We start from the raw sequence: 25098 nt of genomic DNA on the forward strand, positions 1-25098 counted from the left end.
TTCAGTTCTTCTTACAGTCCTGACCGGGGATGGAACTCCCTGTGTAATGCCATAAGCCGCTCGGATTGAACATGCGTGTAGATCTCGGTGGCGCTGATATCCGCATGGCCGAGCAGCAACTGCACGGTGCGCAGGTCGGCACCGCCTTCCAGCAGGTGGGTTGCAAAGGAATGGCGGAAGGTGTGCGGAGAAATACTTCTTTTAATCCCGGCCTGCTGCGCATATTTCTTGATCAGCTTCCAAACTCCCTGGCGCGTCAGGCCCTTGCCCGAACGGTTCAGGAACATAAAGTCCTCGGCAGGCCTGAAACGGGGCCGCACATCCTGCACGTACATGTTCAGCACCTCCTGGGCCGTGTAATGCACCGGCACCAGGCGCTCCTTGGCGCCTTTGCCAAAGACCTTGAGCAGTCCCACCTGGGCGTCATAATCCAGCACGCGCAGATCAATAAGCTCGGAAACACGAAGCCCGGCGGCGTAAAGCAACTCGAGCATGGCCCTGTCGCGCAGGCCCAGCAGCGTCTCGGGGTCGGGCAGGGCGAGCATGCGGGAAATCTCCTCCCGGGTCAAAAATTCCGGCAGCTTGCGCGAAAGCTTGGGATTTTCCAGCAGGGCAGAAGGGTCTTCCCTGATCCAGCCCTCTTCCACGGCAAACCCGAACAACCCGCGGATGGCGGCAAGATGCCGGGCCATGGAACGGCTCTGCAATCCACGCGAACGCAGAAAAATCAGGTAAAGCGAAAGTTCTCTCTGGGTGATATCCTTGAGTTCAAAGGATTTCCGCTCCAGAAAAGAGAGCAGGGCGATAAGGTCCGCGGTATATCCGGCCAGACTGTTCTCGCTGAGCCCTTTTTCGATAAGCAAAAACTCCAGAAACCTATCCACCCAGGGATGGCTTGGAGAAACGCTGCTTTGCCTGGTGTTCACCATGATTGCCCGATTATCACCGTCATAATTGACATTTCTTAAAGCACCTCTTGAACAAAAGAGGCCAACAATAAACCACCTGCACGATACACATATGCAGGGTACCCCACAAGCCCGGAGAAAGAGGCCGGAACAGCTACATTCATTGACAGCGGATACGCCACAATTTATGAACAACTTTCAACTTGCTTACACCACCGTGAGTAGCCATATACGCATATGCACAAGGAGAGCGCTTACATGCCCGAATTCAAACTTGCCGACCGTCTGGCGACCCTGCCGCCGTACCTCTTTGCCGCCATCGACAAAGCCAAGGCAGAAGTGGCCGCCAAGGGAATGGACATCATAAGCCTCGGAATCGGAGACCCGGACCTGCCGACCCCGGAATTCATCATCGACGCACTGTACCAGGGCGCCAAGAAGCCGGTGAACCACAGGTATCCCTCCTATGTAGGCATGCTGGCCTTCCGCCAGGCCGTTGCCGACTGGTACAAGGAACGCTTCAACGTGGACCTGGACGCCCAGACCGAGGTGGTCAGCCTCATCGGCTCCAAGGAAGGCATCGCGCATTTCCCGCTGGCCTTCGTGAACCCCGGTGACACGGTTCTGGTCGCCACCCCGAACTATCCGGTTTACGGCATTGCCACGGAATTCGCGGGCGGCACCGTGGAATACCTGCCGCTGCTGGAGGAAAACGATTTTCTGGTGGACCTGGACGCCATCGACAACGACACCTGGCAAAAAGCCAAGATGATCTTTGTCTGCTACCCGAACAACCCCACGGCAGCCGTGGCAACCAGGGACTTCTACAAGCGGCTCGTTGAAAAGGCCAAGGAATTCAACGTAATCGTCGTTTCCGACGCCGCCTATACCGAAATCTACTACGATCCGGCCAACAAACCCCTTTCCATCATGGAGATCGAAGGGGCCAAGGATGTGGCCATCGAATTCCACTCCCTGTCCAAGACCTACAACATGACCGGCTGGCGCGTGGGCATGGCCGTGGGCAACCCGACGCTCATCAGCGGGTTGGGCAAGATCAAGGAAAACGTGGATTCCGGCATTTTCCAGGCCGTGCAGGAGGCGGGCATCGCCGCGCTGCAGAAAGGCGAACCTCACGCCGAGAAATTCCGCGCCATCTACAAGGAACGCCGGGACGTTGTCTGCGACGCCCTTGCCAAAGTCGGCATCCAGCACCGCGTCCCTGAAGCATCATTCTACATCTGGTCCAAGGTTCCCGAAGGGTACACATCGTCCGAATTCGTAACCAACGTCCTGAAACAGACAGGCGTGGTACTCACTCCGGGCAATGGCTTCGGCACGCCGGGCGAGGGCTATTTCCGCATTTCGCTCACCGTGAACAACGATCTGCTTAAGGAGGCGGTATCACGGATATCCAAACTGTAAAGGTCTATGCCAGCCTCGGCTCCAACCAGGGAGCCCCCGAGGAAAACCTGAACGAGGCGCTGGCAAGACTGGAAACCTACGGCGAAGACATCACGCTGACGCGCATGTCCGAGTATTACGAGACCGAACCCCAGGACAAGACCGACCAGCCCTGGTTCCTGAACCAGGTGGTGGAGCTTGAGGTCGATCCCGAGATCTGGTCTCCGGAAGGGCTGCTGTCCGCATTCCAGGCCATTGAGGCCCAGATGGGCAGGCAACGCACCGAACCGAAAGGGCCGCGCCCCATAGACATCGACATGTTGCTGTGGGAAGGGCTTGAGCAGCAGACCGGCTACCTGGACCTTCCGCACCCGGGCATGCTGCAGAGGGCCTTCGTGCTTGTCCCCCTGAAGGAGATAGCACCGGACCTGAAGATCGGCGGTAAAAAGCTCGACCAGCTGCTGGCAAAGATCGATTACAAGATCGAAGGCAAGAAAATCTGGCAGAGCCAGCCCGAACAATAACTCAACGGGAATACGCGACATGCTCAAATTCATCGTTATCGGCGCAGCCTTGTTCATCGTCTACAAGCTGTTCATGGGCGACAAGCGCAAACGGGAAATGGAACAGGAAAAACACACGGAGCAGAAGGTGGCTTCCGGAGAACTGATCAGGGATCCGGTCTGCGGCACCTATGTCCAGAAGGACGGGGACATTCGCGTCCGTGAAGGGGAAACCGTTCATGTCTTCTGTTCCTACGACTGCCGCGACAAATTCCTGAAACAACTCGAAGCAGAGGATGTCACTCCCAAGGAGTAGCAAAACCTGTTTCCCATCTGAACCTCATAAGCCCGCGCAAGCGGGCTTTTTCTTTTCCCGACGAACCTTGATTCAGACAACAGGGTCAAAACGCCTGAGAAGCGAAATTCAGCCTCCAATAAAATCCTGCACATTTTTGTCGTTGTGGAAAGCAGCGGGTAAACGAAGAGTTCAAGCTGCAAAACAAACGGGAATCAAGGCCCCTCTTAGGCTTATTTATTTGTCTCATAATGTAAATTATGTAAACTTTCAAAATGATGCAGTGGAAATCGGTTTGATAATTTCTCCCCTTCCGGGTATTTAATGGCCTGCTTATCCGGATCAACCTGAATTGGAACGAGGAAACTGGAAACTGAATATGACGAAAATAAAATCAACGGGAATGCTGCTCGTAGTTTTGAGCCTGCTTCTGAATGCTTCCATCTGCCTGGCGCAGGACGCGCCCCAGGGATCTTTCGAAAACTGGCTTGAAAAGTACGAAGCCTACGATCGCCTGGAAAAGGAAATCACCAGCAAGTCGCAGGAAAACACCCCTGAATCCATCCTCAGACGCGCCAAGGTCTACCTGCAACTCGGAAAACCGTTCAAGACCCTGGAGATCGTCGAAATGACGCCCTCTTTCGACGACAACGCAACCGAGTCCATGCGGCTCTGGTATGGCGGTCAGGCTCAGCGCGCAATCGGTGATCTTCCCAAGGCCGTGCTCTGGTTCACCCAGGCGGCGGCCCACATGCAGGACAAGGGACGCATGCGCGATCTGTTCAAGTCCGAACCCGACCTCGACCTCGTCTGGATGGACGTCTGGCGGCAAATGTACTGGACCTACACCGCCAACTACACCATGTCCCGGCGCGCCCAGCTTGAAGTCATCGACGAAATCCTGGACACAGGCCTTGCCGTCTGGTCCGAATCCTTCTGGAAGACCGCCCAACAGGTCTACCAGTTCGAATCCACAGGCAACGGCACCCTGCTGCCCCCTGCCGCCAAGGAAAAGGTTGAAAAGGATGAAGCCGGCAATCCGGTACCGTTCATCAGCGACGAAGACCGCAACGCCATGGCTCGAGGCCTGGCTGCGGCATCCCTGGAGGATTTTGAAAAGGCGGAACAGGAGATTGAAAGCATCCGCAAACCCGCCGTGCGTCAATTCTGGGCCGCACTCGTCAAGTTCATCCAATCCGGCGAACGCCCTGATGATCTCGAAATCTATGAAAAGGACAACTACCTGAAAGCAAAGGCCTTCTGGGCTGGTCACATCCTGGCCCCCTTCAGCGCGGATCGCCAGGAATGGCTCCTTGGCCTGGGCGATGCAGGCGCTGGCGCATGGACCCAGTTCCGCAACAAGGCCCTGGCAATGCCCGTCAATGAAGCGCAGGCCGTCATCGACAAGGAATTGGGCTCCCTGCTCATTTCCGAGCGAACCATCAATCTGCTCCAGAGCTTCAAATTCGCCTTTACCCTCATGAACAATGACATGACATCGGCCGCCACCATCTGGGAACAGGTGGACAAGCGAGCCCTGCCGGTTCCCCTGCAGGTGGCCGGGCTCATCGCCTTTGGCGGCAACCCGAGCAGGGTCATGCCCGCCTCCCCTGCCCGCGCCTTCAAGCTCTCCCCTGTGCTGACCGCACTGTGCGGCGCGGCGGGCAAGAACCTGCGTTCCGGCGTCGAAGCCCCCTTCTGGGCGGAAATCAGCGCATCGGGACTGCGGTCCGCCTCCAGGGACTGGCCTCTGGACCGCCTTGTGGTGCTGGCCTACTGGCAAAACGAACTGAATAAAAAGCCACGCGAAAGCCTGGCCAAACGAGCCGCCTTCCTGTTCAACGACACCTCCTTCGGGATAAACAGCCTCTTCTACCTGGCCGACCAGGCCATTGCCCGCAAGGACATGGCCATGTCGCAGTTCTACCTGCACCGCCTGAATCCCGAGGAACTGGACGCCGCGGACAAGTCCCGCTGGTATGAGGTCAAGACCCGCATGGAACTGGCCTTCGGCAAGCAGGAAAAAGCACTGGAAACATACCAGGAGCTTGTTTCCGTGGGCCAGCCCGTTCCGGCCTTCACCCGCCTGCGCATGGCGCTGCTCATGCAGCAACGGGGAGAACTGCTCAAGGCTCGCGACCAGCTCCTGCAGCTCTGGCAGGAAAAGGCCAGCCTGACTCCCGCCATGCAGGCCGAAATCCTGTTCTGGCTCGGCGAAGGCGAACAGGCCATGCGCAACACGGACCAGGCCCTGGATTACTACCTGCGCCTGGCCTGGCAATATCCGGAGCAAAACATCTGGGCCCTCACCGCCATGTACCGCGCTTCCATGATCTACGAAAAGCGCGGCATCTACGAGACAGCCAAAAGGCTGCTGAACACGGTCATCAAAAACGCAAGCACCAAGGAACAGCGCGAAGCCGCCAAGGCGCGCCTCTCGGCCATCAACGCCAAGACAGGCAAGAACAGCGAATCCTCGGAAGGCGCGGTCGAATATCCATACTAACGGTTGAAGACATGCCGACAAGAAAGGCCCGTCCAAATGGACGGGCCTTTTTCTTTTTATCGGATCGGAATCTAATCGCGCGGGATAGGCAAACCCTGCATTCGCAAAAAGGAAAGTTTATCCCAGTAACCGCGCTGAAAAACGATTCTATCGTTCTCGACCTTGAAAAAACCACACCCACGGAGCCCATTCGGGTCTTTCCATTCCAGTATGGCCCAGTCCCCATCCTCAAACAGATTCTCAACGATACACGTCATTTCGGCCATTTCAAATTCACGGGCAAACATTTCGCGGAGGGCCTTTTCCCCTTTCACCTTTTCGTTGGCCACCTGATGATTCACGGCATCCTCCGAATACAGGCTTACCAGTGCGTCAACATCCCCCCGATTGAAGGCTTCGACCCATTTGGAAACAATCTCTTTCGGACCCATAACATGCTCCTGCTGCTGATTCTGGAAGAAAACCGTGGCCACAAAAAAAGGGCCACGACCTTATGTCGATGACCCTTAGATTTCCATGGTGCCGAAGGGGGGACTCGAACCCCCACGGGATTTCTCCCACTGCCCCCTCAAGACAGCGTGTCTACCAATTCCACCACCTCGGCGTGGCGCTTGAAGCGAGAGAGCTTTTTCTACTGAACTCGCTCAAAAGTCAACCGTTTATTTCACTTTTTTTCATTTCCTCCGGACAGAGGCACATACTCCATGAGATATTCCCGATGCCCTGTATTTTCATCCAGTTGTTCCCGCTTCACGACAAAGCCCCGCCTCTGATAAAAGGCGCAGGAGGCAACATTTTCAACATAGACACAGAGCTCCAGACGTTCCCGCTGTTTCTTGGCGTGTTCAAGAAGCTTCGCGCCGATCCCTTCGCCTTGTCTTTCTGGCTGCACAAAGATGGCGGCCAGCATATCATCGACCAGGGAATAGAATCCCACCACCCTGCCCGCGTCTTCATAAACCCAGGTTTCGGAGTTGGGAATGTAAATTTCCCGCATGGTTTCCTGGCAGCCTTCCCAATACGCCCGGTCAACGAAATCGTGCGCCCTGACGGAAGCCTGCAGCCAGACGTCCACAATGCCATCGACATCGGCTTTCTTCATCTTTCGAATCATGTCCGCTCCTCAATTTGTCCGACCGGCAATAAAAAAGGGAAGCAGCCGAACTGCTTCCCTTGTATTATCGTGGTGCCGAAGGGGGGACTCGAACCCCCACGGGATTTCTCCCACTGCCCCCTCAAGACAGCGTGTCTACCAATTCCACCACCTCGGCGTCTGCGAATGTCTTATTCTGCCGTCTTGTCCTGCTCGGTGTCGGTGAAGGTGACGCCCGGCTGCTTGGCAGCCTCGGGTGCGGGTGCGGTTGCGGCGGGCTTGTTCAGCATGATGGAATCGCCGCCGTTGCTCCTGCTTCCGGTCAGGATGTTGTACGTCAGGGAAGTAATCAGGAAAACCGCGGCAAGACCAGCCGTGACCTTCACCAGCAGGCCGCCGGCGCCGGTGCTGCCGAACATGGAGCTGCTGCCACCGCCGAAAATGACGCCCATTCCTTCGTGTCCGGACTGGAGCAGGATAACGGCGATGAGGAAGATGCAAGCCAATACATGAATCGTGATTACGAGAATTTCCACGAATTTTTCCTATTACTTTCTTCTAGTTGGATGTTCAAATTAAGCCAGGACGATCTTGCTGAAACTTTCGCCCTTCAAGCTCGCGCCTCCTACCAACACTCCGTCGACATTGTCAAGGGAAATAATCTGAGAACAATTCTCAGGCTTGACGCTGCCGCCGTAGAGCACCCTGATTTCATTACCCTTTTCTCCGAAGAGGTCAACCAGGATTTTTCGGCAGAAAGCATGGGCTTCCACAATCTCCTCGGGACCGGCCACTTCACCGGTGCCAATGGCCCAGACAGGCTCGTAGGCAATGGCGATCTGCTCGGCTTCGATCTCCCGGGGCACATCCTTGAGGCCTTCACGGATCTGGCGTTCCACCACTTCCTCGACCTTGCCGGCCTTGCGTTCCTCGATCAGCTCGCCCACGCAGAGCACAACCTTGAGACCGGAAGCAATGCCATATGCGGTCTTCTTGCCGATGTACTCATCGGTTTCACCCAACACATGACGACGCTCGGAATGACCGGTCAGACCAAAGGCGGCACCGCAGTCCTTGAGCATCTTGGGAGAGATCTCGCCGGTAAATGCGCCCTCTTCCTGGATGTAGTAATCCTGTCCGCCCGTGGAGAAGCCCTTCACGGAGGCCAGTTCATCGGAAACACCCTTCAAAGCCGTAAACGGCGGGAAAATAAGAACTTCACGATCGTCGGGAAGAGCTCCCACCAGGTCGGCGAGTTCACGGGCCGTGGCTTTTGCCTCGTCCCAGGTCTTGTACATCTTCCAGTTGGCTGCCATCAATTTCTTCATTATTTAAAGCTCTCCTTTAAAGCTTTGAACGCGGGCAATTCCTTGCCCTCCAGGAATTCGAGGAACGAACCACCGCCGGTGGATATGAAACTGAACTTGTCGGCCAGGTGCGCCTGGTGCACGACGGCATCGGTATCGCCGCCACCCACGATGGTCAGGGCGTCGTCCATGTCGGCCATCTGCCTGCACAGGGCCAGGGAGCCCTCGGCAAAGGCGGGCTTTTCAAAAAAGCCCATGGGGCCGTTCCACATGATGGTCTTGGCCGCGCCGATGACCTTGTTGAAGGCCTCAATGGATTTGGGGCCGATGTCCAGCACCACGGCATCGCCGGGAATGGCCTCTGCGGCGCATTCGCCTGCGGCCTCGGTGTCCTCGATGTTCTTGGCATACAGGAAGTCCACGGGCAGGTGCAGCTTGGAGCCTTTTTCCTCGGCCTTGGCCATGATGGCCTTGGCGTCATCGATGAGGTCGGCTTCATACAGGGATTTGCCCACATTGTGGCCCTGGGCGGCAATGAAGGTATTGGCCATGGCGCCGCCGATGATGATGTCGTCCACCTTGCCGAGCAGATTGTTGAGGATCCCCAGCTTGCTGGAAACCTTGGCGCCGCCCGAAACCGCAACATACGGACGGTTGGGTTTTTCCAGGGCCTCGCCCAGGAATTCCCATTCCTTTTTCAGCAGGAAACCCGCACAGCTCTGCTTGGCGTGCTTGGGGACATCCACCACGGAAGCGTTGGCGCGGTGGGCAACGCCGAATGCGTCGTTGACGTAGATATCGGCCAGGGCGGCAAGCTGCTTGCCGAAATCGCCGCGATCGGCCTCGGTCTTGCCCTGCTCTTCCTTGTGGAAGCGCAGGTTCTCCAGCATCATGACCTGTCCGGGCTGAAGCTTGGCGGCCATGGCTTCCACTTCGGGGCCCACGCAATCGGGAGCCAGCTCCACAGGCACGCCCAGAAGTTCGGAAAGACGAACAGCGGCGGGTTTCAGGGAAAGTTCCGGCTTCACCTGTCCCTTGGGCTTGCCCAGGTGGGCGCAGACAATGACGGCCGCGCCCTTGTCCAAGGCGTACTTGAACGTGGGCACGTTGGACCGGATGCGGTTGTCGTCCGTGATGACGTCACCATCCAGGGGCACGTTGAAGTCCACGCGGAACAGCAACTTTTTCCCTGCGATATCAAGCTGATCAATAAAAATCATGCTCACCTCACATACGTTGATCCGAAGGTTGGGAGCCTTCGGGCTTACTGTTACTCTCCCGAAAAATCATACCGATACAATAATGCATCTTCCTTGGTGTCCGGATAATACCGCTTGCGGCGGCCATTGCGCTGGAACCCGAAATCCTCGTAGAGGGAAATGGCCGGGGCATTGCTTTCCTTCACGTCGAGAAAGCCGCTTTGCATGCCCTTTTCCCTGCACACGTCCATGACCGCGGCCAAAAGCCTGCGGGCCAGTCCCCTGCGCCGGAAGTCGGGATGAACGGCCAGGTTCAGGATCTCCATCTCGTCAACGATCATGGAAAAGGCCAGATACCCGACCAGCCGTCCCTCTTCACGGACACCGAAAATATGAAATGCGTTGCGTTCCAAGCCCAGACGAAACTGCTCTTCGGTCCAATGGTACGCGAAACACGCCTTCTCAAGCTCTATGACATCGTGGATGCTTTCCACGCCAAGCTTCTCTATTTTGCCTGATTTCCTGCTTTTTATCATTTCAACAGCCTGTTTGGCGCTGGAAAAGCCACGATAACGAGTGTATACTCAACCCAACTTCAAAAGCAAAGAATTTGGACAGACACACATGACAGACGCAAAAAAAATAACCGGCAAGGACGACAAATCCACTCCACTCCTGGAAGTCATGGACACATCCAACCGCCCTCTCGCCGCCATGGCCGTGGAAGAGGCCCACAGGCAGCTTCTGCCGCACCGCTCTGTCCAGATACTGGTATACAACCAGGAAAACAAACTTTTTCTTCAACGCCGCAGCAACAAGAAAAACATCTATCCCGGCCGCTGGGATGTTTCAGCCCGCGGCCATGTGCTGGTCAACGAATCCGTTCACGATGCCGCTGTCCGCGAGTTGTGGAACGTTCTCCGTCTCAAGGTCGACCGCCTGCAGCTGATCCGGGAACTTCCAGCCAGCCCGGACACCGGCTACGAATTCGTAACGGTGTTCGCCGCCTACAAGGTTTCCCAGCCGCCGACCCCCAACCCGGACAAGGTGGAGGACGGCTACTTCTACAGCAACGAGGAGCTCACCTGCCTGATCAAGGAATTCCGGGAACTCCTGACCCCCGGCCTGGTCACCCTCTGGGAGAGCGGGCTCACCTCCGCCGTCTAGAGATTCACAAGCCGGGACAATTCGGCATGGATACGGCTGTTGGTCGCCAGGATCGACGGGGCTCCTAACACATACTCGTCCGTTTCGGCAAACCCGGATACCCGCCCACCGGCCTCTTCCACCAGCAGCCATCCGGCCGCCGTGTCCCAGGGGTTAAGCGCGCTTTCGTAAAAACCTTCATACCTGCCGCAGGCGACATAGGCCAGATCAAGCGCCGCCGCACCGGCCCTGCGCACACCCTGGCTGGCCTCAAGCACGTTCCTGAGCTGCGCCAGGAGCTTCTCCAGATGCTCATTGACGGCATAGGGAAAACCGGTTGCCAGCAGCGACCGTTCCAGGCTCGAAACCGAGGAAACCGAAATGGGTTTTCCGTTCATGAACGCCCCGTGCCCGCGCGCCGCGGCAAACATTTCACCCATGAGCGGCAGGTTGATAACCCCCAATTCCATCCGGCCATCACGCCACAGCCCCACGGAGGTGGCCACCATGGGCAGGCCATGGGCGAAATTGGTGGTGCCGTCCACGGGATCAATGATCCAGGTATTGTCCCCCAACTCCGCATCCTTGGCCGTTTCCTCGGCCAGGAAAGAGGAGCCAGGAACAAGCCTTTCCAGCTTCTCCTTGAGGGCCAGTTCCACGGCCATATCCGTATCCGTGACAAGGTCGATCTTGCCCTTGAAGCGGATGTTCCGCGGCTTGCCGTCGGCCTCGACAATAAGCGAACCGACCTCGGATACGGCCTGAACCGTGCTTTCGAGCAGGGACTTCATGCGCATGACATACTCCAAATCAAAAGGGGACGGAAGAACCGCCCCCTTTATTTTGTCACTATCAAAACACCCCGTTGCACTACCGGCCCGATCTCCTCTGCACAAAGAATTCGATGCTTCGATTGTACATCTTTTCCTCGTCCGAGGTGAAGTAGCAGGCGGGCAATTCCCCCCGTTGACGGTGGTAGTGAAGACATTCGCAACACAGGGCGTGCTTGTCGCAAGAGTAGGTACAGTTACAGTATTTCTCGTTGATCTGATACCGCGGGCACTGGTCCTTCTTCTTCATCTTGCCGACCCTCGAGCGTTGAATGAATGAGGATTACTTACTTCCGAAAATAATAGCCTGCCTCCTCCAGAGTGTCAATAATTTGAAACGATTAATCAATACTACATGGCCACGGCATCGTGCCGCGACCAGGCGCGATCACCCTTCGGCAACGTGGGAAAATCATTGTCAACCGTGCATAATCACGCTATAAATTCGTTATAACAATGGGTTGCGCCACGACAAGCTGAGCAATATTCATCATCTGATCATCAGAGAAAGACGCATGTGGGAAAAAGCATTTTCGGAAGCCCCCGGGTATTACGACCACGCCCAGGCACAGCAGCATTCGCTTGAACTGACGACCATCAAGGACCTCAAGCAGTACCTTGACTGGCAACACATCAAGCATTGCCTGCTCAGGCCCTATTTCGAGGTGGAGGATTACCCGGTGGTGGAGGCCCGCGAACTGCTCCCCTCCTTTGAAATCGATCTCTACGAATACAAAAAGCTTCCCGGCTTCAGCATGGTGGCTTTTGAGCGCCCCCTGAACTCGTTCCGGGAAATCTTCCAGTACGACGCCCTGCATACGCTCCTGGACTGGCAGCACGCCGATATCGTCAATGCCGCCTGCCAGCTGGAATCGAGCGTGTTCGGCGCCAACCTGCGGACCTTCCAGAGCAGGCTCCCCAAACGCAGCCATCCCGAGTTCTTGAAAAACTTCGGCGAGTGCGACATCTGCTGCATGGAGTCCTACGACAGGATGCTGCCTTTTCTGCTCCAGCTGGAGCGGGCCCACATCCTGGCCCACGACAGTTCCCAGCATTTCAGCATGGCCGGAATCTACGCATCCCTCCCCTCCAACCTGGACAGCGAACTCAAGCAGTTCGGGCTGAAGATCGGCAAGTTCAGGCCGGGCGACAACCTCATGTACGAATGCAACCGCCTGTTCGTGTACCAGTTCCTCATGGAGCTGCACGGATTCCCCATTGTCTCGGAACGCAGGACATCCGCCTCCCTGTTCGCACGCAGGCTCCACCGCATGGGCGAAAAATTCATGGTCCGCGTGCTCGGCCAGAGCGACCGGACCATCACCACTCTGCTCTCGGGTCTGGAAGCCACCAAGCGCAGACGCCACTATCCCTACGTAGAAAAAATCGCCCTGGTCGCGGTGAACCCCAACCAGAAGGAAACCATATCCCTGCTCAAGGACCAGGGCTTTCTCGTCGACGAGAAAAAGAACATCTGCATCCTGCGGGTCATCTACCAGCAGCACCAATACAGCCCCAAGAACGTGCGGGAGGACCGCGCACTTTCAGTGCTGCGCCAGGAGATCATCCACCCGATCTCCGGCCGCGTCCTGGACCACCTGAACATCATCCAGAACGCCCAGAACATGATCCTGCGGCTCAACGACATCGTCCGGGGCGAATTACGCGGCACCATCACCTACAAACGCCGCGAAATCATCCGCAACACGGACACCCACGAAAGCCGGCTCAAATTTCTCTACTCCTGGCTTTCCAAGCACACGCACCGCATTGTGGACTATTCCGACGAGTTCTACTCCCAGGTGGTCAAAGTGCTCGACGGCTATCTCCTAACACCGGAAAACTGGGATGTGTTCAACGAATACAAGGAACTGCACCAGGAAGTCTGGGCGAAGTACAGCCAGATACAGCAGGCTCGCAAGGTGAGGACTCTGGAAGATCTGCGTTCAAGGGTGTACAAGGGCGAAAAAATATCCTACCTGAGAATGCTCGAGCTGATGACCGAGATTCTGGGCGAACTCAAGTATGAAATCGTCAACTATTTCGACCAGCTTGTGGCAAAAGTTCTAGTTATTGGCGAAGATGTGGTTTCCGACTCCTACGTGATGCGAAGCTACATCGACAAGAAGGACGAGGAACTCACCGATTATGGGCTCAAGGTCAAAAAATACTACAGCCGCCTTGTCTCGCTGCTGGACGAGTTCCGCTCCATCCGCAAGTCGCGAACGACCTCTGTTTCCGACCAGTCTTTTCAGAACTTCTAACCCCCCTGCTCATACCTAGGAGGTAGCGTGGAACAACTGCTCGTCACCCCGCTGACCCAATGGCACCGCGACAACGGCGCGAAAATGGCGCCTTTCGCAGGATTCGACATGCCCGTGCAATACCAGGGCATCATGGTCGAACATAAACACACCCGCACTGAAACCGGCATTTTCGACATCAGCCACATGGGAGAGTTCAAGCTTTCCGGCGCCGGCGCAATGGATGCCCTGAACAAGGTCGTCACCCACGACCTGGGCACCCTGGGCCCCGGCAAATGCCGCTACGGTTTCATGCTGAACGAATCCGGCGGCATCCTGGATGACCTGATCATCTACTGCCTGGCCGAGGACAGCTACATGCTGGTGGTCAACGGCGCCTGCCGCGAAAACGATTTCAACTGGATCAAGAAACACCTTCCGGCCGACCTGGCGTTCACGGACGTGAGCGACGACACCGCCAAGATCGACGTGCAAGGCCCCACCAGCCTGGCCGTGCTCAACGACGTCATGGGCGCGACCTGGAACCACCTGAAGTACTTCAATTTCGAAGAAACCGAATGGAACGGTTTCCGGCTCATCGTCAGCCGCACGGGCTATACGGGAGAACTGGGCTACGAATTGTACCTGCCCGCCGGCAAGGCCCTGGAAGTATGGGAAAAGCTCATGGCCGACGAACGCACCATGCCCGTGGGCCTGGGGGCGCGCGACACCCTGCGCCTGGAAGCGGGCTACCCGCTCTACGGCCAGGACCTGGACACCGACCACACCCCGGTGGAAGCCAATGCGGGATTCTTCCTGAAAAAGGAAAACGACTACGTCGGCAAGTCCGGCCTGGACGACGTCGGGGAAAAACTCATCCCCCTGACCATTGAAGGCCGCCGCACCCCACGGCACAACGACGAAATCCTGCTGAACGGCGAAAAGGTAGGCGTGGTCACCAGCGGCTCCTTTGCCCCCACACTGGGGCACTGCCTGGCCCTGGCATACGTGAAGGCGGACGTTGAAAATAACGAGACCTTCACGGTCAAGGCCGCCCGCGCCGAACTGGAAGCCCGCAAAGGCTCCCTGCCCTTCTACACAGAAGGCACGGCCCGCATGAAGGTCGACTAGCCGGCTGGTCAATGCGCAACAAAAAGGGCACCTTCGGGTGCCCTTTTCCGTTTACGGCGTAATATTCTCCATGGCTAGGCGCAGCCGTTCCCGCTCCCGCTCCATGACATCCTCGGTCAGTTTCTCCGTGGTCACGTCATAGGGGTCGCCGATGCGAATCTGGCAGGAGGTGAAGGGATACGGCACCTGGAAATGATCCCACGATTTTTCGAAAACATGCTTCCGCCGGGGAAAGGCGCGCATGGGAACAATCTTGGCCCCAGCCCTCTGGGCCAGGAAAATGGGGCCGTCCTTGGGCACCCGGCGCGGCCCGCGCGGACCGTCTATGGTGAACACGGCCATGCGGTTCTCCCGCTCCATAATGCGCTTGGCACCGAGCAGGGCCCGCACGCCGCCCCGGGTGCTGGAGCCGCGTACCGGGACATGCCCCAGGGAAAGCAGGACCCGGGTGATGAATTCGCCGTCCTTGCTCTGGCTGACAAAGGTGACCACATCCTGGGTCCTTGTCCATCCGTAGCCGGTCAGCGCAAAAATTTCCTCGTGCCACAGGCACAGCACCAAGGGATGCCCGGCCTCATGCAGGCTGCCTATCTTTTCCCAGCCGCCCAGATCTTCCAGGCGAAGGCTGCGAATCCACAGCTTGTAAAGCCCGGCCACCGCCGGAGTGAGTCTCAATGGATCTATGGGTATCTTCATAAATTCAATGCTCCGCACCTTCCATAACACACTTCAATAGATGAAGTATTTTTTCATAGAAAAAATCTATTCGATTGAGAAGGCAACACCGGTTGGAATATATCAGAGCATTCATAAACACAATCAAGGAATGTTCGCCATGCCGGAAATAACTTTGGAATGCCAAGGGCTCCCCTGCCCGCAACCCGTCCTGAAATGCAAAAACTGCATCGAATCCGAAACGCCTGCATCCATCCAGGTCATCGTTGACAACGACCCGGCCCGGGAAAACGTCTCCCGCTTTCTCGGCGCCAAGGGATACGAGGTTTCCAGCTCCCAGCAGGGAAACGAGTACACCGTCATCGGCGTCCGCTCCGGAGAATGCGAGATCTGCAAGGTCATGACCGAAGAACAGATCCAGACGACGGCCAACCCCGACACCCAGAAAATCTGCGCCTTCATCACCACGGACGTCGTCGGCTCCGGGGATGACGAACTCGGCAGCAGGCTCATGAACAACTTCCTTGCAACTTTGCCGGAAATGGGCAATGACCTGTGGCGGATCATTCTGGTCAACGGCGGAGTCAAGCTTGCAGTGGAAGGCAGCGAATGCCTGGAAAAACTGCAGGAACTCGAGAGCTCGGGCGTTTCCATTCTTGTCTGCGGCACCTGCCTGGAATTCTTCGGCATCACGGACAAGAAACGGATCGGCGAAACCACAAACATGCTGGATGTCGTCACCAGCCTGCAGCTCGCTTCAAAGGTCATTCAAACGGCATAAGAGATAAAATATGGGCGATACGCCTGTACGCCTCAATAAATTCCTGGCGCAGAACGGCGTCGCGTCCCGGCGCGGCGCCGATGAACTTGTTTTCGCGGGCCGGGTCAGGATCAACGGAACCGTGGCCGATTCCCCGGGCATCAAGGTCATCGAAGGCCGCGACACCGTGGACGTGGACGGCAAGCCCGTCAAGGCCGCGCCATCCAGTGACGGCCTGACCATCCTGCTGCACAAGCCCGTGCACACGGTCACCACGGCAAAGGACCCGCAGGGGCGCAAGACCGTCCTCGAACTGCTTCCCCGGGAAGTCCAGAAACAGCGCCCGTTCCCCGTGGGACGGCTTGATTACTTTTCCGAAGGACTGCTCCTGCTGACCACGGACGGGGAGCTCTGCTACCGCCTGACCCACCCCAAGTGGCATTTGCCCAAGGTGTACCTGGTCACCATCAAGGGGAAAATCTCCAGCCAGGACATGGAAACCATGGAAAAAGGCATGACCCTGGCCGAGGGTGAAACCCTTGCGCCGGTCAAGGTCAAGAGCCTGCCCCCGCGCAACGGCAAACAGGTTCTCGAACTGACGCTCATGCAGGGCATCAACCGCCAGATCAGGCGCATGTGCCGCGACCTGGGCCTGACCATCCTGACCCTCAAGCGCATCAAACAGGGGCCGGTAAAGCTCGGAAATCTGGGCGAGGGCAAATGGCGCGAACTGAGCCAGGAGGAACTGGCCGACCTGAAAAAAGCGGTCAAACTGTAACCGCAAATTCCGAACGAAACAAAATAAGCCAGCCCCGAATGGAGCTGGCTTTCTTGTTTTCATCGTATATTCGGATCAGTAGGCTTGGGTATTGTCCTCGATCTGCGTGCCCTCGGGCGGAACGAACGAGAACAGGGATGCATCAACAGGCACCGAAGTCTTCACGTCGGAAAGCCGGATCTCGTTGCCGTTGCCATAGAAGTCAACGATCATGACCTGGCGCAACAGCGCCGTATCCGGCTCCACGCCGATATAGGCCTGCACCATGCCCGGCTCGGGTTCCTTGGGAGTGAGCTGCAAGACGGCATACCCCTTGCCCCACTTTTCCCGGACCTTGTCCGCGCCGTCCCATTCGGTCTTGATGTAAAAATCTTCCTTGATGTTGGCCTGCCCGGAGATGAAACGGAGAATGGTCTTGGAATCCAGCAGACCGGACACGCGATACTTGAAGGCCAGGCCTTCATCCGCAAAATAGTCCCAGGCCACATCCGGGCCGAGCACCAGGATTTCCTTTTCCGGCACAAGGGTTTCCCAGCGAACCAGGGACGGTTGCTTGAACCAGATGTCCCCGTTGCGGATCTCGTGCTCCCCACTGGAGACATTGGTCAATTCTTGCACAAAGGATGCAGTAAACGTACCCATGTCATTGTATTTCTTCTGGATGGCATCGGGCAATTCGTTCATGGGAATCGGCTCTCCCGCAAAGGCGGACGATGCGGAAAAGGCCAGCACCAGGCACAAAGCAAACAGACACTTTTTCACGACTATCTCCAATTATTCAGGCTTGATAACTCTTCTAGGCTTGCTGCCTTCCTGGGGACCGAGCAACCCGTCCTGCTCCATCTGCTCAATAAACCTGGCGGCACGGTTGAAACCGATGCGGAATCGCCTCTGGATGAGCGAGATGGATGCCTTGCCCTGATCTAGCACAAACTGTACCGCCTCGTCGTACACGGGATCATCCGACGAACCGCCGCCGTAAGTGCCGCCGCCCTCGGAGCCGCCATCGTCCTGTTTCCAGTCGCTGAAGTCGAGGTCGAAGTCCTGCTGCACGCGGCTGTTCCAGAAGTCCACCACGCCGGCGATCTCGGTCTCATCCACAAACGCGCCATGCATGCGCTTGAGCTTTCCGCCGCTGGGCTTGAAGAGCATGTCGCCCCGTCCGAGCAAACGCTCAGAGCCCACGGCGTCGAGAATGGTCCGGGAGTCGAACTTGGAGGTGACGAAGAACGAGATGCGGGTGGGGAAGTTGGCCTTGATCAGGCCGGTGACCACGTCCACGCTGGGACGCTGGGTGGCCAGGATCATGTGGATGCCTGCGGCGCGGGCCAACTGGGCCAGGCGCACGATGTGCATCTCCACCTCCTTGGCCGCTGTCATCATCAGGTCCGCCAATTCGTCGATGATGATCACCAGGTACGGCATGGGCTTGAGCGCCTCCAGCTCCTCGGGACGATCATCGCCCAGGCTGGCCAGCTTCTTATTGTAGCCCTCGATGTTGCGGACGCCGAGCTTGGCCATACTCTGATAGCGGCAGTCCATTTCAAAGACAGCCCACTCCAGGGCGCTTTTGGCCAGGCTCATCTCCGTCACCACCGGATGCACCAGGTGCGGCAGGGAGGCATAGGGAGCAAGCTCGATGCGCTTGGGGTCCACCAGCAGCAGCTTCACCTCTTCGGGCGACGCCTTGTAGAGCATGCTGAGAAGGAAGGAGTTCAAACAAACGCTCTTCCCTGCCCCTGTGGCGCCGGCCACGAGCAGGTGCGGCATCTTGGCCAGGTCCGCCACCTGCGGATTGCCCTCGATGTCCATACCGATGGCCAGAGTCAGGGGCGACTTGCTTTCCTTGAAGGGCTTGGATTCGAAGACATCGCGCAGATACACGGTCTGGCGGACTTCGTTGGGGATCTCGATCCCCACACTGTCCTTGCCCGGGATGGGGGCCTCGATGCGCACGGACGTCGCCTTAAGGGCCATGGCGATATCGTCGGTGAGATTCTCGATCTTGCTGACCTTGATGCCCGGTGCGGGCTTGTACTCGTACATGGTCACCACGGGACCGGGCATGACCTGCTGGATCTCGCCTTCGATCTTGAAATCGGCCAGGCACTCGGTGAGCCGCTCGGCACGGCTGTTGATAAGCGCCTTGTCCTGCTGGTTCTCCTGTTTGGGAGGCTCACTCAACAGGTTGATGTCGGGAAGGGGCACGTCCGAATTGATGACCGGCCTGGGAGGAACGGGCTTCTTTTTTTCCGGCTTCTGTTCCTGGGCCTTGCGCAGTTTACGGTTTTCGCGGGCTGCCTCGATAACCGGCTGCGGGCTTTCCTTGGGCTCGGGCTTCGGATCGTCAAGAAGGAACGGCGGCTCCAGCACATCCTCTTCCGCGGCGGCCTGGGCAGCCTTGGCGGCCTTCTCCGCTTTCTTCAAAGCCCTGTTCTCGGCCAGCCTTTCGCTGCGGTCCGCCAGGAATGCCAGGGCGAACGCCCCGGCCCAACGCACCCAACGGAAAACCGCATTCCAGGAAAACCCGAGAAGCAGTTGCAGGGAGGCTATGGAAATGAAGAGCCAGAGCAAAAAGGACCCGGCGGAACGCAGATATGGCAGGGTGAACCTACAGATGACCTCCCGCCCGAAAAAACCGCCACCCACAAAACCATAGGCGTCGACCGGGACAGTGGAAAACCAGGGATGACAGGCCCAGGCGATCAGGCTGACGAACAGCCCGCCAAGACCGATCCAGCGACGCCAGGTCAGCTTCAGCCTCGGGATGAAAAGGGACAGCCCCCAGTAGATGAACAGCAAGGGGACCGCCGCGGCTCCAACCCCAAAGGCCTGGACCAGCAGGCCAGCAATATGCGAACCCGCAATGCCCATGGCATTGCGGACCTTCCAGCTGTCGCTGACGGCCTGGTTGAAGGAGGGGTCTCCCTCATGAAAGGAATACACGCTCAGAAGCAGAAACACGGCAAGAAAAATGAGGGCCAGCCCGGCCAATTCCTTGCGGTACCTCTTTCTGGGCTCGGAAACGAAGTTTTTTTTCGGCTGTCGAGCCATTCTCCACCTTTGTTCGAGTAAAAAAAGGTCCCGGGTTTTCACCCACGACCTTTTGATCATTACATAAAGCCGGCAGAAAGGACAAACACCCTACTCGCGGCCGAGATATTCTCCGGAACGGGTGTCGATCTTGATCTTGTCCCCGATGTTGATGAACAGGGGCACGTTGACGTTCAGGCCGGTTTCCATGGTGGCGGGCTTGGTTGCGCCGCTGACGCGGTCGCCCTGGATGCCAGGCTCGGTTTCGGCCACTTCAAGCACCACGGATGCGGGCAGGTCGACGCCGATGAGCTCGCCCTTGTACAGGAGCACCTTCACGGTGTCGCCTTCCTTGATATATCCGCCCTTTTCGCCCACGCTTTCGCCGGCCACGTTCATCTGATCATAGGTTTCCATGTTCATGAACACGAAATCCGTGGCTTCCTTGTACAGGAACTGCATTTCCTGATGCAGCACGTCGGCCTTGGCCACCTTTTCGCCGGAGCGGAAAGTCTTGTCCAACACCTGGCCGGTGATCATCTGCCGGAGCTTGGTGCGAACCATGGCGCCGCCCTTGCCGGGCTTGTAGTGTTCGGACTTGATTATTTCAAAAGGCTTTCCATCGATTTCGATTTTCTTGCCGGACTTGAATTCGCTCGTCGATAACATCTTCTCTCCAATCCATTCAATTTATTGCAATAAAAAAACTAACCTTCAGTTTCGAGGCGCATATACAGCGCCTGAACGGCCAAGGCATAACTCAGAATTCCAAATCCGGCAATGACGCCGATGCAGCGTTCGCCCATGAGGCTTTGCTGGCGAAGAGGCTGGCTTTTACGCGCCCAGACATTGCTCAGGTGCACCTCGACGCAGGGAATGCCAATCCAGGCCAGGCAATCCGCAATGGCCAAACTGGTGTGGGTATAGGCCCCCGCGTTGAAGGCCACCCCATGCACGCCCTCTGCCCGGGCCTGCTCCAGGCGGTCGATCAGTGACCCTTCGGAGTTGGACTGAAAAAACTCCAGTTCCACATCGCCCGCATCGCGGCCCATGACCTGATCGAGCAAACCGGGCACGGCCTCCATGCCCTGGGCTCCATAAATTTCCGGCTGGCGCTTTCCGAGATGGCCGAGATTGGGGCCGTTCATTACCAGTATCCTGTATTTCGCCATCATGAACTCCTGCGGCAATCGGCTTGACTCATGGCCGGAAAAAGAGAACATTTCCTTTTCCCAATCCAACCACATGATAAAATAATGAGCTAGTTATGAACCGAACACTCGAAATAGTCAAAACAATCTATGAAATCAGCCAGCTCGAGCCCATGGAAGCCCCCCAGGTCGCCCTTGCGGGACGCTCCAACGTGGGGAAATCCTCGCTGGTAAACTGCCTCGGCGGCAGAAAAGGCCTCGCCAAAATCAGCTCGACACCCGGCAAAACACGCAGCCTGAACTATTTCATGGCCCATCCGGACGAATTCTATCTAGTGGACCTGCCGGGCTACGGCTATGCGAAGTGTTCCAAGTCCGAACGGCAGAAATGGGCAAAACTCATTGAAAAATACATGGCCGACAACCCTTGGCTCAAGGCCGTGGCCGTGCTCATCGACTGCAGGCTCACCCCGCAGAAGCTGGATATCGAAATGACATCCTACCTGCGCCACATGGGCATCCCCATCATCCCCATCCTGACCAAGGCCGACAAGATCAAGCAGAAGGATCGCGCCAAGATCCAGAAGCAGTGGCAGGACCTGCTCCAGCAGGACAAACTCCCCCTGCTCGTTTCCAGCAAAACCGGCATGAACCGGGAAAAGCTCTGGAACATCCTGGCCGAAGCGGCCCAGGAATAATCACGCCCGTCGCAGGGGCAATATCCCCAGCCAGTCCTTGATCCAGGCCTCGAACCTGGGGTTGCCGACCCAAAGCAGCCTCAGGGAGGCCAGCGCAGCCATGACCACGTTGGCGAACCAGGCACCCACAAAAGGCGGCAATATTCCTTTCTGCCCTGCGGAAACACCAACGACGTACAGTCCGTAATGGACGAAAATAAGCGCCAGCGCCAACCCCACGTTGGCGTACATGTTTTCGGAAAAGGAAAGCAGGGCCAGCCCCATCAAGGCCATGACCACCAGGGTGAACGAATAGGCCCACTTGGAATGCCACACCGTTCGGAGATCCTCAACATTGGAGCCGGACGCCTCCAGCCTCTTGATGAGTTCGGAAAGCTCCCACAGGGGCATGAGCCCCTGCTCCCTGTTGGCCTCGGCGGCCCGGAAGGCCTGAAGATTCTGGCGTACGGGGAGAAACAGGGACAAACGCTCAATATTTTCAAAGCTGCGGGTATCCATTTCCCGTACCCCGAGCAGTCCCCAGCCGTTTTCATCCACCAGCGCCTTCTCCGCCTTGATGATCCGAATCATGCGCTGGCTGTCCATTTCGAACTCATACACGGTGATTCCCGTTGCGCGGCTTCGCGAGGGGAATGCCTCTTCGGCCTGGACGATATACGGGCCATCGCTGAACCACAGATTCTTGATCTTGACTTCGTCCAATTGTGTTTTGCGAACATCCTCCTTCCAGATGCGACTGGCCTCCTGAGCGCCATAAACAGCCACATACTGGGAAAAAAGAAACTGCCCGCAACTCCAGATCAAGGCATAAAACACGAAAAAACGCACGAACCAGTTCAGGGAAACGCCTCCGGCGCGCAGGGCCACGATCTCCCTGCTCCGATTCATGACACCCATCTGAATGACAATTGCCAACAGAAAAACCGCCGGAATAATCTGGGTGAAGATAAGCGGAACCTTGACTCCGTAATAATACAGAATTTCAAACACCCCCAGACCGGCCTCCATGAAATCATCCAGCCGATCGAATAAATCCGCCAACAGATAAATGCACGTCCCCACCGTCAGACTGGCGAACAGAAAAAACAGGTTCAGGCGGGTGCAGTACCGTTCAAGAGTCCCAAAACGAAGAAAACCGATCACGATTCAGCCCTCTTTGCACGCCAATGTTCTATCAAGGTTACCAGAGGGATGGTCTTCTCCATATTTGCGTAATAAATTCCAACCCAAGCGATTATGGCAAAAAGAATGTTGGGCAGCCATAATCCGATATACGGCGAAAGAGTTCCGGCCTCTCCCAATCCGGTACCCACGGAAAAGAGGGAATAATAAACCAGAAAAAGTCCCATGGAGAGCATCAGGCCGTACTGCTGCCGCAACCCGCGAAAAACACTGGCGATAGGGAAGGCAAACATGCCCAGGATCAGGCAGCCGAACGGCAAGGCCCAACGCTTGACGAATTCGGTCTCCAGCTTTCGGGCATAGTTGGTATCATGCAACATCCTGTCATTAGGAGTGCGATACAACTCCCACAAATCAAAGAAGGACATCTCCTTGGGCTTGTCCCGGTCGAAACTGAAGCCGCCCAGCAGCTTGCCGAGAGGCAGGCGCACCTTGTACCTGCCGAACTGCAGAATATTCAACTCGTCTCCATGCTGCCGGAAGATGCGTCCATTGCGAAAGACAATGCCGACCTCGCCTTCCTTGGGATTGGTTTCCACCCTTCCGTAGGGGGCCACGATCACCACTGAGGTATCCTTCAGGGTCCTATCCTCCACAAACACGAAACGCATTTCGCCCTTCTCGCTGTCCACCTGCTTGGCATAAAAGGTCAGGTTCGGGAAGTCGCGGTTGAATACGCCGGCCTGGATGGCCAGCTTGGAACGCGTCCGCGCGTATTCAACGATCTTGGCCTTGAACATATCCATGCCCCAGGAAACGCCCACAAAGGACACCACAAAGGTAAGCACCGTGCATAGCAGGCTGAAGGCCAGCGGCGCTGGAAGCAGCTGATACAGACTGACGCCGTTCGCTTTGAGCGCGATGGCCTCGTTGTCGGTATTCATGCGCAAGAACACGAGAAACACGCTGAGCATGCAGGCGATGGGCGTGATGAGCAGCATGAAAAAGGGGCACAGGAAGATGAACAGCTGGAGCAAATCCATGATGCCCAGGTTCTGGGACATGAACAGCTCGCGCAGCTGCAGCATGCGTCCCATGATGATGAGCCCCAGCAGACAGCAGACACTGAGCCCGAAGATGCTCAGCAATTCCTTGAAAATATTACGATGAACGAGTTTCACTGTATGGTGCGTCAGGCCTTCTTGTTCTGCTTGAAAAAGCGTTCGAGAAATTCCATGTCCCTGGGACTGAGATTGAATTGCATGCCCGCCAGCTCCAGGAGTTGTTGCAGGGGCTTGTCCACACTCGGATCTTCCTGCATCTCGCAAATCCACTTCACGGCTTTCCTGGTCAACTCGCTCTGAGGCATGATGGTCGGCGGCATGGGAATCTCCTTTCTCTTCTGTGTGTGGGCCTGAAATACATCAGGTTCCGAGGGGTTGCAAGGAACGTCGGCATGAGCTACCCCCTAAACGTCAAACATTTCACCCTGAGGATACGCATACATGATGAATTGGTATATAGCCGTAATTCTCGGCATCGTTGAAGGAATCACCGAATTCCTGCCCATTTCCAGCACCGGCCACCTGATCATCACGGGCCATCTGCTGGATTTCACCGGCCCCAAGGCCGAAACCTTCGAGATTGTCATCCAGCTCGGGGCCATCCTGGCCGTGGTCCAGCTCTACTGGCGGCAGTTCCTGGGCCTGCTTCGCCACGACCCGGCGCATGCCTTTTCCGGCCTGCGCGGCATCTGGATGCTCATGCTCACCAGTTTTCCCGCCTGCGTGGTGGGTCTTCTGGCCCATTCCTACATCAAGGCCAACCTGTTCGGCCCCGTCACCGTGTCCTGGGCTCTCGGCTTCGGCGCTCTCATGATCCTGGGCGTGGAGATGCTCCGCAAAAAGGAAACCGCGGCAAGCCTGGACGAGATCACCCCCATGCAAGCCCTGGGCATCGGCTGCTTTCAGTGCCTGGCCCTGTGGCCCGGCTTTTCCCGCTCCGCCGCCACGATCATGGGCGGCATGATCCTGGGCGCCCGGCGCGGCGTCGCCGCGGAATATTCCTTTATCGCGGCCGTCCCCATCATGTTCCTGGCCACGGGATACGACTTCCTGAAAAGCTATCATCTCTTTGCCCGGGAGGATCTCTATTTCATCGCCGTCGGCTTTTTCACCTCCTATGTCGCCGCATGGCTCGCCGTGAAGGGTTTTATCTATCTTCTCGGAAGGATGACGCTGCGACCCTTTGCTTTCTACCGGCTGGCCTTGGCTCCGCTGGTTTACTTCTTCTGGGCAGGATAAAAATTTCAAAAAA

Annotated in this window: 28 protein-coding genes and 2 tRNA genes; 11 read left to right on the forward strand and 19 right to left on the reverse strand. The window is 56.9% G+C overall.

Translation table 11 applies throughout. The features are described 5' to 3' along the window. Window positions 1-11 precede the first annotated feature (11 nt). A complete protein-coding gene (xerD, locus tag FGL65_RS12095) occupies window positions 12-929 on the reverse strand; it encodes a site-specific tyrosine recombinase XerD (RefSeq protein WP_147821444.1) in 918 nt (305 codons plus the stop codon). A gap of 237 nt (window positions 930-1166) precedes the next feature. On the opposite strand from xerD, the gene FGL65_RS12100 reads away from it, so the two are divergent. The 4 genes from FGL65_RS12100 to FGL65_RS12115 all read left to right on the forward strand — a co-directional run bounded on the left by FGL65_RS12100 (window position 1167) and on the right by FGL65_RS12115 (window position 5616). Continuing rightward, entirely contained in the window at window positions 1167-2333 is a 1167-nt protein-coding gene (locus FGL65_RS12100) for an LL-diaminopimelate aminotransferase (protein WP_147821445.1), read from the forward strand. Next, entirely contained in the window at window positions 2321-2836 is a 516-nt protein-coding gene (gene folK, locus FGL65_RS12105) for a 2-amino-4-hydroxy-6-hydroxymethyldihydropteridine diphosphokinase (protein ID WP_147821446.1), read from the forward strand. The genes FGL65_RS12100 and folK overlap by 13 nt, the downstream gene beginning before the upstream one ends. Before the next feature lie 19 nt (window positions 2837-2855). Beyond that, a complete protein-coding gene (locus FGL65_RS12110; protein WP_147821447.1) occupies window positions 2856-3131 on the forward strand; it encodes a transcriptional regulator in 276 nt (91 codons plus the stop codon). 358 nt (window positions 3132-3489) lie between these two features. Beyond that, complete coding sequence (locus FGL65_RS12115; RefSeq protein WP_250645477.1) at window positions 3490-5616, forward strand: tetratricopeptide repeat protein; 2127 nt, start codon at window positions 3490-3492, stop codon at window positions 5614-5616. Window positions 5617-5687: 71 nt separating this feature from the next. Here the strand turns inward: FGL65_RS12115 and FGL65_RS12120 are convergent, their stop codons facing one another. From FGL65_RS12120 to rimI, 8 genes are all read right to left on the reverse strand, one after another. Beyond that, window positions 5688-6047, reverse strand: a complete 360-nt coding sequence (locus FGL65_RS12120) for a nuclear transport factor 2 family protein (protein WP_147821448.1) — start codon at window positions 6045-6047, stop codon at window positions 5688-5690. A gap of 86 nt (window positions 6048-6133) precedes the next feature. Continuing rightward, window positions 6134-6220: transfer RNA gene (locus FGL65_RS12125), tRNA-Leu, on the reverse strand. A 60-nt stretch (window positions 6221-6280) separates the two neighbouring features. Next, window positions 6281-6730 carry an N-acetyltransferase gene (locus tag FGL65_RS12130; protein ID WP_147821449.1) on the reverse strand — a complete coding sequence of 150 codons (450 nt, stop codon included), beginning with the start codon at window positions 6728-6730 and terminating at the stop codon, window positions 6281-6283. 70 nt (window positions 6731-6800) lie between these two features. After that, a tRNA-Leu gene (locus FGL65_RS12135) sits at window positions 6801-6887 on the reverse strand. A 13-nt stretch (window positions 6888-6900) separates the two neighbouring features. Next, window positions 6901-7245, reverse strand: a complete 345-nt coding sequence (gene secG, locus FGL65_RS12140; RefSeq protein WP_147821450.1) for a preprotein translocase subunit SecG — start codon at window positions 7243-7245, stop codon at window positions 6901-6903. Window positions 7246-7284: 39 nt separating this feature from the next. Next, complete coding sequence (gene tpiA, locus FGL65_RS12145) at window positions 7285-8037, reverse strand: triose-phosphate isomerase (RefSeq protein WP_147821451.1); 753 nt, start codon at window positions 8035-8037, stop codon at window positions 7285-7287. Next, window positions 8037-9236 carry a phosphoglycerate kinase gene (locus FGL65_RS12150; protein ID WP_187170376.1) on the reverse strand — a complete coding sequence of 400 codons (1200 nt, stop codon included), beginning with the start codon at window positions 9234-9236 and terminating at the stop codon, window positions 8037-8039. Before FGL65_RS12150 ends, tpiA begins: the two co-directional genes overlap by 1 nt. Before the next feature lie 50 nt (window positions 9237-9286). Then, window positions 9287-9709 carry a ribosomal protein S18-alanine N-acetyltransferase gene (rimI, locus tag FGL65_RS12155; RefSeq protein ID WP_250645478.1) on the reverse strand — a complete coding sequence of 141 codons (423 nt, stop codon included), beginning with the start codon at window positions 9707-9709 and terminating at the stop codon, window positions 9287-9289. Window positions 9710-9839: 130 nt separating this feature from the next. Here rimI and FGL65_RS12160 point away from each other — a divergent pair, with 130 nt between their 5' ends. Then, window positions 9840-10382 (forward strand): NUDIX hydrolase, encoded by a 543-nt coding sequence (locus FGL65_RS12160; RefSeq protein WP_147821454.1) that lies wholly within the window; start codon window positions 9840-9842, stop codon window positions 10380-10382. Here the strand turns inward: FGL65_RS12160 and FGL65_RS12165 are convergent. Then, window positions 10379-11152 (reverse strand): inositol monophosphatase family protein, encoded by a 774-nt coding sequence (locus FGL65_RS12165; RefSeq protein WP_147822747.1) that lies wholly within the window; start codon window positions 11150-11152, stop codon window positions 10379-10381. The two genes, FGL65_RS12160 and FGL65_RS12165, sit on opposite strands and share 4 nt — an antisense overlap. Window positions 11153-11231: 79 nt before the next feature. Next, entirely contained in the window at window positions 11232-11441 is a 210-nt protein-coding gene (locus FGL65_RS12170) for a DUF6485 family protein (protein ID WP_147821455.1), read from the reverse strand. Window positions 11442-11706: 265 nt separating this feature from the next. Between FGL65_RS12170 and FGL65_RS12175 the strand changes: the two genes are divergently transcribed. Together FGL65_RS12175 and gcvT are read left to right on the forward strand one after the other, a co-directional pair. Continuing rightward, window positions 11707-13455, forward strand: a complete 1749-nt coding sequence (locus FGL65_RS12175; protein ID WP_147821456.1) for a hypothetical protein — start codon at window positions 11707-11709, stop codon at window positions 13453-13455. A 27-nt stretch (window positions 13456-13482) separates the two neighbouring features. Further along, window positions 13483-14565 carry a glycine cleavage system aminomethyltransferase GcvT gene (gene gcvT, locus FGL65_RS12180; RefSeq protein WP_147821457.1) on the forward strand — a complete coding sequence of 361 codons (1083 nt, stop codon included), beginning with the start codon at window positions 13483-13485 and terminating at the stop codon, window positions 14563-14565. A 51-nt stretch (window positions 14566-14616) separates the two neighbouring features. On the opposite strand, the gene FGL65_RS12185 is transcribed toward gcvT, so the two are convergent. Further along, the gene (locus FGL65_RS12185; RefSeq protein WP_147821458.1) at window positions 14617-15261 is read right to left on the reverse strand and encodes a lysophospholipid acyltransferase family protein; all 645 of its coding nucleotides are present in this window, start codon (window positions 15259-15261) and stop codon (window positions 14617-14619) included. Window positions 15262-15400: 139 nt separating this feature from the next. On the opposite strand from FGL65_RS12185, the gene yedF reads away from it, so the two are divergent. Together yedF and FGL65_RS12195 are read left to right on the forward strand one after the other, a co-directional pair. Further along, window positions 15401-16021 carry a sulfurtransferase-like selenium metabolism protein YedF gene (yedF, locus tag FGL65_RS12190; RefSeq protein WP_147821459.1) on the forward strand — a complete coding sequence of 207 codons (621 nt, stop codon included), beginning with the start codon at window positions 15401-15403 and terminating at the stop codon, window positions 16019-16021. A 10-nt stretch (window positions 16022-16031) separates the two neighbouring features. Next, window positions 16032-16778 carry a pseudouridine synthase gene (locus tag FGL65_RS12195; protein WP_147821460.1) on the forward strand — a complete coding sequence of 249 codons (747 nt, stop codon included), beginning with the start codon at window positions 16032-16034 and terminating at the stop codon, window positions 16776-16778. 75 nt (window positions 16779-16853) lie between these two features. On the opposite strand, the gene lolA is transcribed toward FGL65_RS12195, so the two are convergent. The 4 genes from lolA to FGL65_RS12215 all read right to left on the reverse strand — a co-directional run bounded on the left by lolA (window position 16854) and on the right by FGL65_RS12215 (window position 20983). After that, window positions 16854-17540, reverse strand: coding sequence for an outer membrane lipoprotein periplasmic chaperone LolA (gene lolA, locus FGL65_RS12200; RefSeq protein ID WP_250645479.1), 687 nt, complete (start codon window positions 17538-17540; stop codon window positions 16854-16856). A 12-nt stretch (window positions 17541-17552) separates the two neighbouring features. Continuing rightward, on the reverse strand, window positions 17553-19832 hold the full coding sequence (locus tag FGL65_RS12205; RefSeq protein ID WP_147821461.1) for a DNA translocase FtsK: 2280 nt from the start codon (window positions 19830-19832) through the stop codon (window positions 17553-17555). Window positions 19833-19922: 90 nt separating this feature from the next. Then, window positions 19923-20480 (reverse strand): elongation factor P, encoded by a 558-nt coding sequence (gene efp, locus FGL65_RS12210; RefSeq protein WP_147821462.1) that lies wholly within the window; start codon window positions 20478-20480, stop codon window positions 19923-19925. 38 nt (window positions 20481-20518) lie between these two features. Then, a complete protein-coding gene (locus FGL65_RS12215; protein ID WP_147821463.1) occupies window positions 20519-20983 on the reverse strand; it encodes a type II 3-dehydroquinate dehydratase in 465 nt (154 codons plus the stop codon). Window positions 20984-21078: 95 nt separating this feature from the next. Between FGL65_RS12215 and yihA the strand changes: the two genes are divergently transcribed. Then, a complete protein-coding gene (gene yihA, locus FGL65_RS12220) occupies window positions 21079-21660 on the forward strand; it encodes a ribosome biogenesis GTP-binding protein YihA/YsxC (protein WP_147821464.1) in 582 nt (193 codons plus the stop codon). Here the strand turns inward: yihA and FGL65_RS12225 are convergent, their stop codons facing one another. From FGL65_RS12225 to FGL65_RS12235, 3 genes are read right to left on the reverse strand one after another with little or no spacing between them, the layout of a single operon-like run. Then, a complete protein-coding gene (locus FGL65_RS12225; RefSeq protein WP_250645480.1) occupies window positions 21661-22803 on the reverse strand; it encodes an LptF/LptG family permease in 1143 nt (380 codons plus the stop codon). It abuts the gene before it with no gap. Further along, window positions 22800-23963 carry an LPS export ABC transporter permease LptF gene (gene lptF, locus FGL65_RS12230; RefSeq protein ID WP_147821465.1) on the reverse strand — a complete coding sequence of 388 codons (1164 nt, stop codon included), beginning with the start codon at window positions 23961-23963 and terminating at the stop codon, window positions 22800-22802. Before lptF ends, FGL65_RS12225 begins: the two co-directional genes overlap by 4 nt. An 11-nt stretch (window positions 23964-23974) precedes the next feature. Continuing rightward, window positions 23975-24166: a hypothetical protein gene (locus FGL65_RS12235; RefSeq protein ID WP_147821466.1), complete on the reverse strand. Its 192-nt coding sequence runs from the start codon at window positions 24164-24166 to the stop codon at window positions 23975-23977. 121 nt (window positions 24167-24287) lie between these two features. On the opposite strand from FGL65_RS12235, the gene FGL65_RS12240 reads away from it, so the two are divergent. Next, window positions 24288-25085 carry an undecaprenyl-diphosphate phosphatase gene (locus FGL65_RS12240; protein ID WP_147821467.1) on the forward strand — a complete coding sequence of 266 codons (798 nt, stop codon included), beginning with the start codon at window positions 24288-24290 and terminating at the stop codon, window positions 25083-25085. Window positions 25086-25098: the final 13 nt, after the last annotated feature.

It is taken from the genome of Salidesulfovibrio onnuriiensis (genome assembly GCF_008001235.1).
In the GTDB taxonomy this organism is placed as follows: Bacteria; Desulfobacterota; Desulfovibrionia; order Desulfovibrionales; family Desulfovibrionaceae; genus Pseudodesulfovibrio; species Pseudodesulfovibrio onnuriiensis.

Bases quoted from the DNA above. Each gene is read 5' to 3' on its own strand.
- xerD (WP_147821444.1), bottom strand. From the start codon at position 929: ATGGTGAACACCAGGCAAAGCAGCGTTTCTCCAAGCCATCCCTGGGTG.
- FGL65_RS12100 (WP_147821445.1), top strand. From the start codon at position 1,167: ATGCCCGAATTCAAACTTGCCGACCGTCTGGCGACCCTGCCGCCGTAC.
- FGL65_RS12110 (WP_147821447.1), top strand. From the start codon at position 2,856: ATGCTCAAATTCATCGTTATCGGCGCAGCCTTGTTCATCGTCTACAAG.
- FGL65_RS12115 (WP_250645477.1), top strand. From the start codon at position 3,490: ATGACGAAAATAAAATCAACGGGAATGCTGCTCGTAGTTTTGAGCCTG.
- FGL65_RS12120 (WP_147821448.1), bottom strand. From the start codon at position 6,047: ATGGGTCCGAAAGAGATTGTTTCCAAATGGGTCGAAGCCTTCAATCGG.
- FGL65_RS12130 (WP_147821449.1), bottom strand. From the start codon at position 6,730: ATGATTCGAAAGATGAAGAAAGCCGATGTCGATGGCATTGTGGACGTC.
- tpiA (WP_147821451.1), bottom strand. From the start codon at position 8,037: ATGAAGAAATTGATGGCAGCCAACTGGAAGATGTACAAGACCTGGGAC.
- FGL65_RS12150 (WP_187170376.1), bottom strand. From the start codon at position 9,236: ATGATTTTTATTGATCAGCTTGATATCGCAGGGAAAAAGTTGCTGTTC.
- FGL65_RS12160 (WP_147821454.1), top strand. From the start codon at position 9,840: ATGACAGACGCAAAAAAAATAACCGGCAAGGACGACAAATCCACTCCA.
- FGL65_RS12165 (WP_147822747.1), bottom strand. From the start codon at position 11,152: ATGAAGTCCCTGCTCGAAAGCACGGTTCAGGCCGTATCCGAGGTCGGT.
- FGL65_RS12170 (WP_147821455.1), bottom strand. From the start codon at position 11,441: ATGAAGAAGAAGGACCAGTGCCCGCGGTATCAGATCAACGAGAAATAC.
- FGL65_RS12175 (WP_147821456.1), top strand. From the start codon at position 11,707: ATGTGGGAAAAAGCATTTTCGGAAGCCCCCGGGTATTACGACCACGCC.
- FGL65_RS12185 (WP_147821458.1), bottom strand. From the start codon at position 15,261: ATGAAGATACCCATAGATCCATTGAGACTCACTCCGGCGGTGGCCGGG.
- yedF (WP_147821459.1), top strand. From the start codon at position 15,401: ATGCCGGAAATAACTTTGGAATGCCAAGGGCTCCCCTGCCCGCAACCC.
- FGL65_RS12195 (WP_147821460.1), top strand. From the start codon at position 16,032: ATGGGCGATACGCCTGTACGCCTCAATAAATTCCTGGCGCAGAACGGC.
- FGL65_RS12205 (WP_147821461.1), bottom strand. From the start codon at position 19,832: ATGGCTCGACAGCCGAAAAAAAACTTCGTTTCCGAGCCCAGAAAGAGG.
- efp (WP_147821462.1), bottom strand. From the start codon at position 20,480: ATGTTATCGACGAGCGAATTCAAGTCCGGCAAGAAAATCGAAATCGAT.
- FGL65_RS12215 (WP_147821463.1), bottom strand. From the start codon at position 20,983: ATGGCGAAATACAGGATACTGGTAATGAACGGCCCCAATCTCGGCCAT.
- yihA (WP_147821464.1), top strand. From the start codon at position 21,079: ATGAACCGAACACTCGAAATAGTCAAAACAATCTATGAAATCAGCCAG.
- FGL65_RS12235 (WP_147821466.1), bottom strand. From the start codon at position 24,166: ATGCCGCCGACCATCATGCCTCAGAGCGAGTTGACCAGGAAAGCCGTG.
- FGL65_RS12240 (WP_147821467.1), top strand. From the start codon at position 24,288: ATGATGAATTGGTATATAGCCGTAATTCTCGGCATCGTTGAAGGAATC.